13 protein-coding genes are annotated in these 13,360 nt (G+C 73.8%); 5 read left to right on the plus strand and 8 right to left on the minus strand.

The features are described from left to right. Window positions 1-198: 198 nt before the first annotated feature. Window positions 199-1,452: an MFS transporter gene (locus ACTT8P_RS13915; protein WP_442831931.1), complete on the plus strand. Its 1,254-nt coding sequence runs from the start codon at window positions 199-201 to the stop codon at window positions 1,450-1,452. A gap of 250 nt (window positions 1,453-1,702) precedes the next feature. Here the strand turns inward: ACTT8P_RS13915 and ACTT8P_RS13920 are convergent, their stop codons facing one another. The 4 genes from ACTT8P_RS13920 to ACTT8P_RS13935 are packed head-to-tail and all read right to left on the minus strand — an operon-like array spanning window position 1,703 to window position 4,901. After that, entirely contained in the window at window positions 1,703-2,488 is a 786-nt protein-coding gene (locus ACTT8P_RS13920) for an IclR family transcriptional regulator (RefSeq protein WP_442831932.1), read from the minus strand. Continuing rightward, the gene (locus tag ACTT8P_RS13925; protein ID WP_442831933.1) at window positions 2,485-2,892 is read right to left on the minus strand and encodes a hypothetical protein; all 408 of its coding nucleotides are present in this window, start codon (window positions 2,890-2,892) and stop codon (window positions 2,485-2,487) included. Before ACTT8P_RS13925 ends, ACTT8P_RS13920 begins: the two co-directional genes overlap by 4 nt. After that, on the minus strand, window positions 2,889-4,136 hold the full coding sequence (locus ACTT8P_RS13930) for a DUF3500 domain-containing protein (RefSeq protein WP_442831934.1): 1,248 nt from the start codon (window positions 4,134-4,136) through the stop codon (window positions 2,889-2,891). Before ACTT8P_RS13930 ends, ACTT8P_RS13925 begins: the two co-directional genes overlap by 4 nt. 18 nt (window positions 4,137-4,154) lie before the next feature. Beyond that, on the minus strand, window positions 4,155-4,901 hold the full coding sequence (locus ACTT8P_RS13935) for a FadR/GntR family transcriptional regulator (protein ID WP_442831935.1): 747 nt from the start codon (window positions 4,899-4,901) through the stop codon (window positions 4,155-4,157). A 65-nt stretch (window positions 4,902-4,966) separates the two neighbouring features. Here ACTT8P_RS13935 and ACTT8P_RS13940 point away from each other — a divergent pair, with 65 nt between their 5' ends. Next, window positions 4,967-5,830 carry a fumarylacetoacetate hydrolase family protein gene (locus ACTT8P_RS13940; RefSeq protein WP_442831936.1) on the plus strand — a complete coding sequence of 288 codons (864 nt, stop codon included), beginning with the start codon at window positions 4,967-4,969 and terminating at the stop codon, window positions 5,828-5,830. A gap of 24 nt (window positions 5,831-5,854) precedes the next feature. Here ACTT8P_RS13940 and ACTT8P_RS13945 read toward each other — a convergent pair whose 3' ends face one another. The 3 genes from ACTT8P_RS13945 to ACTT8P_RS13955 form a co-directional block, all read right to left on the minus strand. Further along, entirely contained in the window at window positions 5,855-6,820 is a 966-nt protein-coding gene (locus tag ACTT8P_RS13945) for a threonine ammonia-lyase (RefSeq protein WP_442831937.1), read from the minus strand. A 27-nt stretch (window positions 6,821-6,847) separates the two neighbouring features. Continuing rightward, a complete protein-coding gene (locus ACTT8P_RS13950) occupies window positions 6,848-8,911 on the minus strand; it encodes a SpoIIE family protein phosphatase (RefSeq protein WP_442831938.1) in 2,064 nt (687 codons plus the stop codon). A gap of 270 nt (window positions 8,912-9,181) precedes the next feature. Further along, complete coding sequence (locus ACTT8P_RS13955) at window positions 9,182-9,748, minus strand: GNAT family N-acetyltransferase (RefSeq protein ID WP_442831939.1); 567 nt, start codon at window positions 9,746-9,748, stop codon at window positions 9,182-9,184. A 127-nt stretch (window positions 9,749-9,875) separates the two neighbouring features. Between ACTT8P_RS13955 and ACTT8P_RS13960 the strand changes: the two genes are divergently transcribed. Together ACTT8P_RS13960 and ACTT8P_RS13965 are read left to right on the plus strand one after the other, a co-directional pair. Beyond that, complete coding sequence (locus ACTT8P_RS13960; protein ID WP_442831940.1) at window positions 9,876-10,307, plus strand: NfeD family protein; 432 nt, start codon at window positions 9,876-9,878, stop codon at window positions 10,305-10,307. Window positions 10,308-10,311: 4 nt separating this feature from the next. Beyond that, window positions 10,312-11,358: an SPFH domain-containing protein gene (locus ACTT8P_RS13965; protein WP_442831941.1), complete on the plus strand. Its 1,047-nt coding sequence runs from the start codon at window positions 10,312-10,314 to the stop codon at window positions 11,356-11,358. 184 nt (window positions 11,359-11,542) lie between these two features. Here the strand turns inward: ACTT8P_RS13965 and ACTT8P_RS13970 are convergent, their stop codons facing one another. Beyond that, window positions 11,543-12,424: an amidohydrolase family protein gene (locus ACTT8P_RS13970; protein WP_442831942.1), complete on the minus strand. Its 882-nt coding sequence runs from the start codon at window positions 12,422-12,424 to the stop codon at window positions 11,543-11,545. Between the two features lie 195 nt (window positions 12,425-12,619). Between ACTT8P_RS13970 and ACTT8P_RS13975 the strand changes: the two genes are divergently transcribed. Next, window positions 12,620-13,339 (plus strand): FadR/GntR family transcriptional regulator, encoded by a 720-nt coding sequence (locus ACTT8P_RS13975; RefSeq protein ID WP_442831943.1) that lies wholly within the window; start codon window positions 12,620-12,622, stop codon window positions 13,337-13,339. The last annotated feature ends 21 nt before the right edge of the window (window positions 13,340-13,360 follow it).

Here is a 13,360-nt window from a genome sequence, read left to right on the forward strand (position 1 = left end):
CTTCTTCTGTCCCGGAAAGCGGGACAGAAGAAGGACGCCCGCCCCGCGGCCTCTCCACGATGTCCCGCACCGCGCCGCGCGCCCGCCGGCGCCGAGTGTTCGGAGAGCCGCATGCGCCTGTCGCCGTCCGCACCACCCTCCCAAGACCCCCCGCCGGGGACGGAGACCCGCTCGTATCCCGCGGTGGTCGTGCTCTGCATGGCCGTCACCGTCATCGAGGGCTTCAACCTCATCGTCTTCGGGTCCGTCGTCCCGCTGCTGCTGAAGGACGACAGCCTCGGGGTCACCGACCAGGAGACCGGACTGATCGGCGGCCTGGTCTACGTCGGTGCCCTGCTCGGGTCCGCGCTGGCCCCCGTGGTCGCCGAACGCACCGGGCGGAAACGGGTGCTGGTGCTGGCGGTCGGCGTGTTCGCGCTGGGGGCGGCGCTGACCGGGCTGTCCGTCGGCGCCGGCCTGCTGGCCGTCGCCCGGCTGGTGACCGGGGCGGGCGTCGGCGGCGCGCTCACCACGGCGATGACCGTCGCCCGCAACTGCGCCCCCGCGCGGCGCGCCTCGCTGGTCGTGGCCGTCACCATGGCCGGCATCCCGCTGGGCGGAGTGGCCGCCTCCCTCCTCGCGGTCCCGGTGCTGCCGGCCCTCGGCTGGCGGCCGATGTTCTTCGCCGGCGCGGCGGCGGGCCTCGCCGTGCTGGTGGCCGTGCTCCTGACGCGGATCCCGGCGGACACCCCGCAGGAGCGCGCGGCCCGCACCTGGACCGGCCGGCAGAAACTCGTCGCCCTGTTCGCCGGACGGGGAGGCGTCGTCGCCGCCGTGGTGGCGGCCGCCGCCGTCACCAACATGGTGGCCTGGCAGGGCCTCAACGTCTGGGCCGCGGACGCCATGACCGACCTCGGGTACTCGCTGCGCGCCGCCCTGCTGCTGACGTTCACCCTCACCGGCGCCGCCGTCGTGGGCTCGTTCGGCGGTGCCTGGGCGGCGGACCGGTACGGCCCGGCCCGGGTGGCGGTGGGCACCGGGGTGTGCACGGTGCTCGGTCTCGCCGGGGCCGTCGCCCTGCCGGTCACCCCGGTGACGACCGTGCTGTGCGTGTCGCTGATGGGGATCGGCGGCCACACCACCATGAACCTCGTGCACACCACGGCGTCCGGCATCTACCCGCTGCCGGTGCGGGCGGCGGCCCTGGGCTGGTCCAACGGCACCTCCTGCGTCGGGGCGTTCCTCGGCCCCACCCTCGGCGGCACGGCGATCGCCGCGGGCGGCGCGGACGGGCTGTTCCTCACCTTCGGCGGCGCCGCGGCGCTCTGCCTCGCCGCGGTCACCGGCCTGTTCCTGGCCGACCGGGCCTGCGAACCCGGCGTGTTCCGCAGCCCGCCGGACGCCGGCCGGCGGCGGCCCGACGGCGGTACGCCGGTGCCCGCCGCCCGGGAGGCCGGCGCACCGGGCGTGTGAAGCTGCGCCGCGCGCCTGGCCGGTGTTCCGTTCAGGTGTGGGGCAGCGGCCGTTGGTCGCGCTCGGGGGCTGGGTTGCCCGTCCGGGGGCCGGAGTGCCGGGCGTGTGAGGCTGCCCCGCGCGCCCGGCCGGTGCTGCGTTCAGGAGCGGGGCAGCGGCCGTTGGTCGCGCTCGGGGGCTGGGTTGCCCGTCCGGGGGCCGGTGTGCCGGGCGTGTGAAGCTGGCCCGCGTACTCGGCCGGGTGCTGCGTTCAGGAGCGGGGCACCGGCCGTTCGGCGCGCCCGGCGGTCGGCCGGTGCCGGCACTGCCGCAGCGCCGCCTCGGTGTCGATGACCGGGTTGAGGCGCTTCAGGCACCGGACGGCGAGCTCCGCCTTGCCGCGGAACCGGCAGGTGGGCATCACCACCGCCACGGCCTGAAGAGCACCGGTCGGTCCGCGCATGCCGGTGGCGACCGCGCAGATGCCGAGGTCGTGCTCCTCGATGTCGATCGCGATGCCCGAGCGGCGCGTCTCGTCGAGGCCGGCCAGGACCGCCGCCCGGTCGGTCACGGTCCGCTCCGTGTACCGCTCCAGCCGCCGCGGCAGCAGCCGCTCCACCCGGTCGTCGGGCAACTGGGCCAGCAGCGCCCAGCCGATGCAACTGGCGTGCAGGGAGAAGCTCCGGCCGACCTTGGTGACCCCCTTCAGCCGCTCCGCGGAGGCGATCTGGTCGGCGACCACGACCTCGCGCCCGCTGAAGACGGCCAGCTCCACGTTCTCGTTCACCTCCCGTGCCAGGGAGGCGAGCCGGCCCCGGTTGGCCGCCAGCAGCCCCAGGTGCGCGTTCATCCCGAACTTCAGCAGACCGGGCCCCAGCACGTACCCCGGCCCCTCGGCCGCGCCGACGACGTACAGCTCGTGTTCGAGGGCCTGGATCAGCCGGTGCACGGTGGAACGCGGCAGGCCGGTGCGGGCCGCGAGCTCGCTCAGGGTGAGCGGGCCGCGGCTCTCGGCCAGGACGTCGAGAACGGTGGTGGCCCGGCCGATGTCCGTCATCCCCGGCCCTCCGTCCAGGTCCGGGTGACGGTCAGAGCGGCCACCTCCCACTCCGGCTCCCGCACCACCATCTCGTACTCACCCAGGGTGTGCGGGCGGGGCACCGGATCGAGCAGCCACCTCGTGTAGTGGGCGCGCGCCACCCAGATCCCCGCCCGGCCCTGCTCCAGCACGACCAGGTTGGACACGTCGTGGCGGTGCGGTACGGGGGAGGCCCACAGCCGGGTGAAGAACGCGCGGGCCCCGGCGGGCTCCTCATAGCCGTCGGCGGGGAACCGCACCCGCGCCCGGCCCAGCAGCGCGACGGCGGCCGGCACGTCCTTGCGGTCGGCGAGGTCGGTGTAGGTGTGCAGCAGGTTGGCGATCAGGTGCCGGGCGGTCGCCGCCGGCGTGGGCGCGGTCATCGGCGCGCCCGCTGCCACTGGCGCACGTACGCCCGCCCGTAGTCGTTGCCGTGCGGGGTGCGCAGCACCGTGTGGACGTGGAACGGGCGCGGCGTGTCGTAGTCGAGGAAGACACCGCAGTGGTGGTCCAGTTCGGCGATGAGCACGGGGGACTGGACGCGGTAGTAGAAGACGTCACCGGGCTGGTGGCCGCCGATCCAGCAGAACCAGGTCTCGTCGAGACGCTCGCGGATCTCACGCAGCCGGGCGGCCCGCGGCCCCTCGGGAAGCGGCAGCACGAACTCCCGGGCGATGCGCATGACCAGCTCGCGCGCCCCGTCCGAGAGACCGTCGGCCCGTACCCCCTCGAAGGGGATGCGCCGGTTGTCCTGGAAGGCGCCGGCGAGATGCCGCTCGTCACCGGGGTGCACCCGGCCCGGCGGCATCGCCGGGTCCACCATCCGCCGGTACACCGTGGCGGCCTGCCGCTGACCGGGGGTGAGGGCGGCCATCAGCTCCGTCCCCAGGGAGATCCGCTCGGTGAAGGCGGACAGCCCGGCGTGCGGGCCCGCGTCGATCTCGCCCGGCTCGGCGCCCAGGAACAGCGGGCTGAGCACCATGCGGCCCTCGACCACCAGGCAGCTCAGCGCGCAGTGATGGCCGAAGAGCTGCCAGCCCCAGGGCGCCCGTGGGTCCGGGTCGCCGTAGAGCGCGATGTGGTAGCTGAACTCGTTGAGGAGGGTCTCGAGACCGACCACCTCGCCGAGGAAGCCGTTGATCAGCATCATGCCGTGCGCCAGCTCGTACCCCTCGGGGCTGAGCGAGGACGCCATCAGGGCGAGTGCCTTCGACCGCACCTCGGCGGACTGGAACTCCAGGCGCAGACCGGTGTCGAACTGCATGAACTCCGGGTTGGCCCAGGTCTGCCACTCGGGGGCGTCGACCGCGTGCCGGATCCGGCGCCGGCCCTCGTCGTCGAGCGCGCCGAGCAGCTCCCGGGCCGCGGCCACCATGGCGGCCACCGGTGCCTCCTCCCCGGCCCGGGCGGGTGCGAAGGGGTGCACCTCTGCCCGCAGGGTGCCGTCCTCGGTGATGCCCCGGAACTCGTCGAGGTACAGCGGCCGCCAGCCTTCGACCAGGCCCCCGGTGAAGGTGCCCGGCCGCTGGGCGAACTCCCGGTAGGTGTAGGGGTCCATGCCCTTCAGCTCGGCGATGCGCGGATGGTCCGGCGGATACAGGTACCGGCGGAACTCGGCGGCAGACATGGGCGGCCCTTCCCGTGGTCAGACAGTGGTGTTGTGCCGGGCGACCGCGGCGCGCACGGCCGTCTCGTCCCCGGCGGCGATGGCGTCGACCAGCTCGGCGTGGATGGCGAGCCGCCCGGCGCGGTACGCGGAGAACGCCGGCTCGCTGTCGGCCGGCCGGGACGTCGTACCGCTGAGATGACCGAGCGTCCCGGTGTAGACGGCGGCGGCCATCCGGTTGGGGCAGACGGCGGCGATCCGCTCGTGCAGCGCCCAGTTGGCCCGCAGGAACCCGTCCCAGTCGGCCGCGGCACGCATCCGCTCCAGGTGGACGCGCAACTCCGCGACGTCCGCGTCGGTGCGGCAGCGGGCGGCGCCGACGTCGACGAGGACCTCCAGATGATCGCGGAGTTCGATGGCGTCCGCGACGGTGGCGGGCTGGTCCTGGACGTCGAGCAGGGTGTGGCGCAGCCGCACCACCGGCCCCCGGTCGGCGACGAAGAGCCCGCCGCCGCGCCCGGGGCGGATCTCCAGCACCCCGCGGTCCCGCAACAGCCGGACCGCCTCGCTGACCGTGGAGTACGCGAAGCCGGTCTCCGCGCGCAGCGAGTCCAGGGTGCCCACCGGAGCACCGGCCGGCAGACCGCCGGCCCGGATCCGGGCGTCCAGCGCCTCGGCCAGCCGCTCCGCGCGGGTCCGCGCACCCTGGGAACGGATTCCGAGGGGGGCCGGCCGGCGCTCGTCCCGGGGCCCGGAGCCTTGTCCACCGTCGTTGGTCTGAGGCATAGTCGCCATCGAAGCATAAACCTCCGAACCTTTAAAGGGTTTGGTTCTCGGGAAGGGCACAGCGGATGCGCGTAGTGGGAATCCGGGGACGGGACGGGCGGGTCGACGTCGGGGAACTGTCCGCCGACGGGCGTGAGGTGCGGGTGCTGGCGGCCCTGGACGACTTCTGGGCCGACGCGGCCGGTCATCTCGGCCGCGCGAACGACGACGGGCCCCTCGTCGCGGTGACCCGGGCGGACCTGGTGCCGCCGGTGCTGCCGGACGCCCGGGTGATCTGCGTCGGCCTCAACTACCTCAAGCACGTCGCCGAAGGCTCGTTCCGCGAACAGGAACTCCCCGAGTACCCGACCCTGTTCGCCCGCTGGACCCGCTCCCTCACCGTGGACGGCGCCGAAGTACCGGTGCCCTCCGGCGAGGACGGGCTCGACTGGGAGGGCGAGATCGTCGCCTGGGTCGGCGCGCCGCTCGTGGACGCCTCACCCGAACAGGCACTGGCCGCGGTGGTCGGCTACTCGGCCTTCAACGACCTCACCTCCCGGCGCGCGCAGAAACTCACCTCGCAGTGGATCCTCGGCAAGAACGGCGACCGGTCCGGGCCGCTCGGCCCGCTGGTCCCCGCCGCCGAGGTGGGCGACCTGCGCGACGGACTGCGGGTGCGCACCTACGTCAACGGCGAGACCGTCCAGGACGGCAGCACCGCCGAGATGGTCTACGGCGTCGGCGACACCCTCGCCCACATCTCCCGCACCCTCACCCTGCGGCCGGGCGACCTGCTCGCCACCGGCACCCCCTCGGGCGTCGGCTACGCCCGGACCCCGCCCTGGCTGCTCCAGCCGGGCGACGTCGTCGAGGTGGACGTGGAGCGCGTCGGCAGCGTCCGCAACACCGTGGTCTCCAACGCGGCACGCCGGACCGCCGCGCACGGCTGACACTCCGCCGGGCACGGTGATGCGTCACTGCCCGCCGGTCCAGCGGCGATGGGCGGCCGGGTCGACGTTGCCGCCGCACACGACGGTCGCCACGTGCCGGCCCGCGAAGCGGTCCCGGTCCTCCAGGACCGCCGCGACGCCGAGCGCGGCCGAGGGTTCGGCGACGAGACCCGCGTGGTCCAGGAGCAGCCGCATCCCGGCGACGATCGACGCCTCCGTGACCAGTACGGCGTCGTCGGCGACCACGAGCAGGTCGGCCAGGACGGCCGGAATGGGACACCGGCCGGCCACGCCGTCGGCGATGGTGCGGGTGGCGCCGGTCGTCACGACCCGCCGCTCGCGCCAGGAGAGGGTCAGCGCCGGCGCGCCCAGCGGCTGGACGCAGATCACCTCGACGCCCGGCGCCATCTCCTTCAGTACGTGTCCGATCCCGGTGGCCAGCGCCCCGCCGCCCAGAGCGATCAGGACGGCGTCGAACGACGGCGCCGCCGCCGCCAGTTCCAGGCCGATGGTCGCCGCGCCCTCGCAGGTCTCCAGGTCCAGGCTGTCCTCCAGCAGCCGGATGCCGTCGGTCCGCGCGATGGCCGCCGCCCGCTCCCGGGCCGTCTCGTGGTCGCCGTCCACCAGCTCCAGCCGGGCGCCCAGCGCGCGCATACGGTCCAGCTTGGCCGCGGTCGCGAAACGCGAAGCCACCACGCTCACGTCGAGCCCCCGCGCGCGCCCGGACCAGGCCAGCGCCTGGCCGAGGTTGCCCGCGCTGGCGCACACCACGGCGCTCCGGCCCTGGCCGGCGAGCCGGGCCGCGGCCACCTCGGTGCCGCGGGCCTTGAAACTGCGCACCGGATTCGCCGTCTCGAGCTTGACGCTCACCGCGCACCCCAGCGCGGGCTCCAGCGCCTCGCAGCGGTACAGCGGAGTGTCCCGGAAGACCGGCGCGATCAGCCGGCGCGCGGCGCGGATCCGGGCGGTGTCGAGACGCGTCTTCGGCATGGCACGGCAGCGTAGCGGCCGCCGGGTTCAGCCCTCGGGGCTGATGAGCAGGAGGGCGATGTCGTCGCCGGGGGTGGGGGCGTGCCGCACCAGCGAGTCGGCCATCACGTCCAGGTCGGTGGGATCGGCCTGTTCCAGCAGTCCGGCCAGGGCCTCGGTCGCGTCGTCGGGGTCGACCCCCGGAGCCTCGACGAGTCCGTCGGTGTACAGGGCGAGCACGCAGCCCGGCGGCAGGGCGAATTCCCGGGTCGGGTACAGGGAGTCGGGCTCGACCCCGAGCAGCAGACCCGGGGGCACCCGCAGGAGTTCGGTGTGTCCGTCGGCGCGGCGCAGCAGCGGCGGCGGGTGCCCGGCGGTGGCCAGGCAGGCCCGGTGCGCGGCGAGGTCCAGGTGGACGTAGACACAGCTGGTGAACAGGCCCGGGTCGAGGTCGGTGAGCAGCCGGTTGGTGCCCGCCAGCACACTGTCGGGGGAGGCGCCCACGGTGGCGTGGGCGTGCACGGCGGTGCGGACCTGCCCCATGAGGGCGGCGGCGTCGACGTTGTGGCCCTGCACATCGCCGATGGTGGCGCCGGCGGTGCGCGCGTCGAGCCGGATCAGGTCGTAGAAGTCGCCGCCGACGCCCAGCCCCCGGGCGGCCGGAAGGTAGCGGGCGGCGACCCGGAGGCCGGGGACGCGGGGCAGGGTGTGCGGCAGCAGGCCGGACTGGAGGCGGTGGGCGAGGCGGTGTTTGGCGTCGTAGAGCCGGGCGCGGTCCAGGGCCTGGCCGACCAGCCCGGCCAGCGACATCAGCACCGCGCGTTCGCCGGGCGGGAAGACGCGGGGCCGCCGGTAGGCGAGGAGGAGGGAACCGATGGGACGGCCGGACGCGATCAGCGGGAGGAAGGCCCACGACGCCATCCCGTCCTCGTGCACGGTGCCCGGGTAGGGCTCGCGCAGTTCCGCGAAGCTCGCGAAGAACTCCGGCACCCCGGTGGCCAGCACCCGGGCGCCGGGGATGTCCGCGCCCAGCGCAACGGCGTCGAAGCGGTCCACCACGCCGGGACGGTAGCCGCGGTGCCCGAGGATCCGCAGCCGTCCCTCCTCGGCGGTCATCAGCACCATCGCCTGCGCGCCCAGCGCGGGCAGCAACTGGTCGGCGGTCTGCGCGACCACGTCCTGCACCCCGACGGCCTCGGTGAGGGTGGAGGCCAGATGCATCAGGTGGTACAGCACGGTGGCCCGGCTGGGACCCGCGGTCGTCACCGGCCGCGACGCGGCGACGTCCGGCGCCGGAGCGCCGCGGGTGATGCGGACGCTGATGCCGGAAGGATCCGGGTACAGCTCGAAGGACAGCCAGGCATCGGGCGGGCGCAGGGCGGTGAACGCCTGCGGCCGGCGGCTGACCAGCGCGGCCCGGTAGCGGTCCTCCACCTGGGGGACGTCCATCCACGGCAGCGCCTCCCAGGGCAGGGCGCCGACCAGATCGGCGGGATCGCCGCCGAGGAGTTCGGCGGCGGCCGGGGTGATGAAGGTGATCCGGCCCTGGATGTCCAGCGCGCAGGATCCGCCCGGCAGCCGGTCGAGGAAGGCCGCGACGGCGGCGGCCTCGGCGGGGGAGGGGACGCGCCCGGCCGGTGGCGGCACGATCCTCGGCGGGTCGGCGGGCAGCAGCGGCTCACCGCGGTCCGCGGCCTGCCGCAGCAGCTCCCCCAGGCGGTGGCTGCCGGCCCGGACGGCGGCCCGCTCGGCCCGGCTCAGCCGCGGCGCGTGGTCCCCGGACCAGAGCAGCACCAGCCCGCCCTGGATCTCGTCACCGGCGACGACCGGAGTGGCGGCCAGCGCGAACTCGTACGGCAGGACGAGCGCGGGCCGGGGGTAGCGGCGCGCCATCTCCTCCTGACCGCCGAGCCACACCAGACGCCGTTCGCGTACCGCGTCCGCCACCGGCATCGGGTCGGTCAGCGCCACCCGGCGCCACGGAGCCGTGATCTCACGCGGCGCCCCCGCCACCAGCGCCAGCCACAGCGCCGCCCCGTCCGGGGGCAGCACGTACAGCAGCCCGCCGTACGCGCCGCTTCCCTGGAGCACGGCCGTCAACGCCTCGTCCATCAGTTCCCCACCCGCACCCGCACCTGCGGCGGGGCATCGGTCCGGGCGACGGCCGGGGCCGTCCGCACGCCGCGCACGACAGCCCGGTGGCCCCGCGCCCGCCACCGTCCCCGCCGGTGCGCCGGACGGCGACAGCGGCCGTCCGGTCCGGCCGACTCTGGCGGGGCCGCACCGCACCAGCCGCACCGAACATCGCCCATACGCGCACATTACGCCCGAATCGCCAGGGTGGCGCCCCGGGACGGCGCGGGCGGCGGACCCGCCCGGCACTCAGCGCGGAGGGCCCGCCGGCCGGCCCGCCGCCCATTCCGCCCGCAGCATCCCGAAGAGCACCCGGTCATGGCGCTCGCCCTGCACCAGAACCGCCGACCGGCGCCGGCCCTCCTCGCGGAAACCCGCCTTGGCGAAGGCGCGCACGGCACGCTCGTTCCCGCTCCAGGTGTCGAGTTCCAGCCGGTGCAGTCCGTACGCGCCGAACAGATGATCTACGAGCAGCCGCACCGTCTCACCGCCGTGACCGCGCCCCCAGAACTCCCGCTCTCCGATGGTGACCCCGAGCGTGGCCACCCCGGCGTACGGATCGAGATCCCGGTAGTCGGCCATGCCGATGACCGTGCCGCCGGCCAGATCCTCGACCGTGAGGACCGCCGACTCCCGCGGCGGCAGCCGCAGCATGGTGTCGAAGGCCAGGCCGATCGCCTCCGCCGTGACCGGCCCGAAACACGGGTCACCGGCCGCCGCCCAGCGCACCACCTCCGGATCGTTGCGCCACCGCAGGTGGTGCTCGGCGTCCTGGGGGCGCAGCGCCCGCAGCCTGACAAGTTTTCCTTCCAGCATCCGGCAACCCTACGCCGGAAACGCGGTCGTCCCCGCACTTCTCACCACAGGAGAAGGAAGCCTAAAGTGAAGGAAAAGATCCGAGTATCGAGTCTTCGCGCATTCCCCGACCGGTGAGAGGCGCGTCATGGATCCCTGGCTGATCTGGCTGATCGTCGCGGCGGTTCTGGTCGTCGTGGAGATCTTTACGCTCACCGCCGCACTCGGAATGCTGGGTGCGGCCGCGTTGGTCACCGCCGGACTCGCGGCGATCGGGCTGCCGCTGCCTTTCCAGTTCCTGGCATTCGGCGTCCTCGCCGCCACCAGCCTGTTGTTCGTCCGCCCCGTCGCACTGCGCCACATCGCCCAGCCGCAGGTGGCCCGCTTCGGCACCGACGCGTTGGTCGGCAAACCCGCCCAGGTCCTTTCGGAAGTGACGGGCGCGGCCGGCCGGGTGCGTATCGACGGTGAGGAGTGGACGGCCCGCTCCTATGACGAAACCCTGGTGATCGCGGCCGGCGCGACCGTCGACGTCATCGAGATCAGAGGCGCCACGGCGCTCGTCTACCCCCGGGACTGAAACGATGGATATCTCAGCTGCTCTCATCGCCGGCCTGATTGTCGCCGTCATCGTGATCTTCACTCTGGTCCGGGCGGTCCGTATCGTGCCGCAGGCGAGAGCGCGCAATGTCGAGCGGCTCGGCCGTTATCACCGGACCCTGACTCCCGGGCTCAGCGTCGTCATTCCCTATATCGACCGGGTGCACCCGTTGATCGATCTGCGGGAACAGGTCGTGTCCTTCAAACCGCAGCCGGTCATCACCGAGGACAACCTGGTCGTCGAGATCGACACCGTCCTGTATTTCCAGGTCACCGATCCCCGGGCGGCGTTCTACGAGATCGCCAATTTCCTCCAGGGCGTCGAGCAGCTCACCGTCACCACTTTGCGCAATGTCGTCGGATCCATGGACCTGGAGAAAACGCTCACCTCGCGGGACACGATCAACAGCCAGCTGCGGGGCGTCCTGGACGAGGCCACGGGCAAGTGGGGGCTGCGGGTCAACCGGGTGGAGATCAAGGCCATCGACCCGCCGCAGTCCATCAAGGACGCGATGCAGAAGCAGATGCGGGCCGAGCGGGACAAGCGGGCCGCGATCCTCGGCGCCGAGGGGCAGCGCCAGTCGCAGATCCTCACGGCCGAGGGCGACAAGCAGGCCGCGGTGCTGCGGGCGGAGGGCAACCGGACGGCCGCGATCCTCCAGGCCGAGGGCCAGTCCCGGGCCATCGACGAGGTGTTCCAGGCCGTGCACCGCAACGACCCCGACCCGAAGCTCCTCGCCTACCAGTACCTCCAGGCCCTGCCGCAGCTCGCCCAGGGTCAGGGCAACAACTTCTGGGTGATCCCCAGCGAGATCACCTCCGCGCTGCAAGGGGTGTCCCGGGCCTTCAGCGAGGTGCTGCCGCCGTCCCCGGCCACCCGTGACAAGCCGGCCGACGGCGACATGTCCGCCCAGGCCGCGGACGACACGGCGCGGGCGGCCGAAGCCGCCGCCGAGGCCCTCGCCGACGCGGCCAAGGCAGACGGCACCGCCCCGGCACAACCGTTCCCCTCCGGTCGCCCCCAGACGTGACGACTCCCGCACGGGCCGGCGCGACCGTCCCACCGGACGCCGGTGTCCTTCGAGGCCGATGACTCCCGCACCGGCCGGCGCGCACCCCGCCGAGACCGCGCACACCGTCCCGGCACACGCCGCGCACGGTCACCTCGCACGGGCGCGGTGACCCGCCCCGGCATCGACGCCGCGCTGACCGGGGTCAGCGCGGCGTCAGCCGGTAGAACGCGCCGGCGGTGTCCGCGAGGACCGCCTGCCGGTCCGCCTCGGGCAGCGGGGCGAGGAACTCCTCGACCGTCGCGGCCCACCGCTGCCAGCCGCCCGCGAGCACGCAGACCGGCCAGTCGGAGCCGAACATCAGACGCCGCGGCCCGAACGCCGACAACAGGACCTCCCAGGCCGGCCGGATGTCCTCGGCGGTCCACCGGTCGTGGTCCGCCTCGGTCACCAGGCCGGACACCTTGCAGGTCACCTGCGGACACGCGGCGAGCCGGCGGATGCCGTCGCCCCACGCGCGCAGCCCGGCGCCGGAGCGCAGATCCGGCTTGCCGGCATGGTCCAGGACGAGCGGGAGACCGGGGAACCGCTCCGCCAGCCGCAGCACGCTCGGCAGCTGAGCGGCGCGGACCAGCACGTCGTAGGCGAGCCCCCGGTCCCGGACGGCGGCCAGGCCGTTCGCCACGTCCGGGCGGTGCAGCCAGCCGGGATCCGGCTCGTCCTGCACGAGGTGCCGGATCGAGCGCAGCCGGTCGCCGCCGGGTGCGGCGAGGAGTGCGTCGAGGTCGTCCCGCACGGTCGGCGCGGTGAGATCGACCCAGCCGACGACCGCGCCGACCAGCGGGTTTCGTTCCGCGAGGGCCAGCAGCTCCACCGTCTCGGCGACCGAGGCGACGCACTGCACGAGGACGGTACGGGTCAGCGGGCGGCCGGCGAGCCCCCGGCGCGCGGCGGTGCGCAGACCGTCCAGGCCGAACGAGCGGCGGATCGGGGCGTGTTCCGGCGCGTCCAGCCAGGGCTGCGGGCGCCGGGACAGGTCCCAGACGTGGTGGTGGGCGTCGACGAGGACGGTACTGCGGGCGGACATGTGTGCTCCTGTGGGAGAGGGCGAGCAGGTGCCGGAGACGCCGCGTCCACTACCCGGCCACCGGCCGCCCATGTTGCGGGCATGTGTCCCGTGTAAACACCTGGTTCCCAGTTGCCGTGAAGTCTTCCGGCTGAAAACGATCGGCCGTACGTTCGCTTCATCAGATGGTCTGACCATCACACCCATCACAATCCCATGGTCGGAGGACCGGCGTTGGACGGTTTTGACGCGTTCGTGCGTCAGTCGATCAGTGTGAGCAGTGAGATCGTCGCCCACATCGAGACGCTGATCAGCAACGGCACCCTGACACCCGGCACCAAGCTCCCGCCGGAACGCGAGCTGGCACGGGTGCTCAAGGTCTCGCGCGCCTCGCTGCGCGAGGCGATGCACGAGCTGGAGGCCAAGCGGGTCGTCGAGCGCCGGCCCGGCCGGGGCACCATCGTCCTGGAGGCACCCGCCCACGTCCGCGTCATGTACGAGGAGATGTCGGAGTCCGAGCGCACGCTGCGCGATGTCGCGGAGCTGCGCGAGACGATCGAGCCGAAGTTCGCGCAACTGGCCGCGGAACGGGCCACCCGGGCCAGTCTCTACGCCCTGGAGCGCGTCCTTGAGACCAGCGCCCGCGAGCTGTCGCAGGAGCAGTCGCTCCAGGCCGACATCACCTTCCACATGCTGCTGGCCCAGGCCTCGCAGAACCCCCTGATGGTGGCCCTCAACTCACTCTCCAACCGCTGGACCGAGTCGGTGCGCGCCTTCTCCCACGGCGACGCCGCGGCCCGGCGCTCCTCGCACCACGGCCACCGTCTCATCCTCGACGCAGTACGGAGCGGCAAGGGCGCCGCGGCCCGGGACGCGATGCTGGCGCACCTCGCCGACGTCGCGGTTCTCACGAAGAGCAGCCTGCCTTCGTTCTGATCCGGCTTCACCGGCCATTCC

Origin of the sequence: Streptomyces sp. JW3 (assembly GCF_052216785.1) — a bacterium.
Lineage (GTDB): Bacteria > Actinomycetota > Actinomycetes > Streptomycetales > Streptomycetaceae > Streptomyces.

Coding starts and splice junctions, on each gene's coding strand:
- ACTT8P_RS13930 (WP_442831934.1), bottom strand. CDS start 4,136: ATGTCTGCCGCCGAGTTCCGCCGGTACCTGTATCCGCCGGACCATCCG.
- ACTT8P_RS13955 (WP_442831939.1), bottom strand. CDS start 9,748: ATGCTGGAAGGAAAACTTGTCAGGCTGCGGGCGCTGCGCCCCCAGGAC.
- ACTT8P_RS13940 (WP_442831936.1), top strand. CDS start 4,967: ATGCGCGTAGTGGGAATCCGGGGACGGGACGGGCGGGTCGACGTCGGG.
- ACTT8P_RS13920 (WP_442831932.1), bottom strand. CDS start 2,488: ATGACGGACATCGGCCGGGCCACCACCGTTCTCGACGTCCTGGCCGAG.
- ACTT8P_RS13925 (WP_442831933.1), bottom strand. CDS start 2,892: ATGACCGCGCCCACGCCGGCGGCGACCGCCCGGCACCTGATCGCCAAC.
- ACTT8P_RS13960 (WP_442831940.1), top strand. CDS start 9,876: ATGGATCCCTGGCTGATCTGGCTGATCGTCGCGGCGGTTCTGGTCGTC.
- ACTT8P_RS13965 (WP_442831941.1), top strand. CDS start 10,312: ATGGATATCTCAGCTGCTCTCATCGCCGGCCTGATTGTCGCCGTCATC.
- ACTT8P_RS13975 (WP_442831943.1), top strand. CDS start 12,620: ATGGTCGGAGGACCGGCGTTGGACGGTTTTGACGCGTTCGTGCGTCAG.
- ACTT8P_RS13935 (WP_442831935.1), bottom strand. CDS start 4,901: ATGCCTCAGACCAACGACGGTGGACAAGGCTCCGGGCCCCGGGACGAG.
- ACTT8P_RS13945 (WP_442831937.1), bottom strand. CDS start 6,820: ATGCCGAAGACGCGTCTCGACACCGCCCGGATCCGCGCCGCGCGCCGG.
- ACTT8P_RS13950 (WP_442831938.1), bottom strand. CDS start 8,911: ATGGACGAGGCGTTGACGGCCGTGCTCCAGGGAAGCGGCGCGTACGGC.
- ACTT8P_RS13915 (WP_442831931.1), top strand. CDS start 199: ATGGCCGTCACCGTCATCGAGGGCTTCAACCTCATCGTCTTCGGGTCC.
- ACTT8P_RS13970 (WP_442831942.1), bottom strand. CDS start 12,424: ATGTCCGCCCGCAGTACCGTCCTCGTCGACGCCCACCACCACGTCTGG.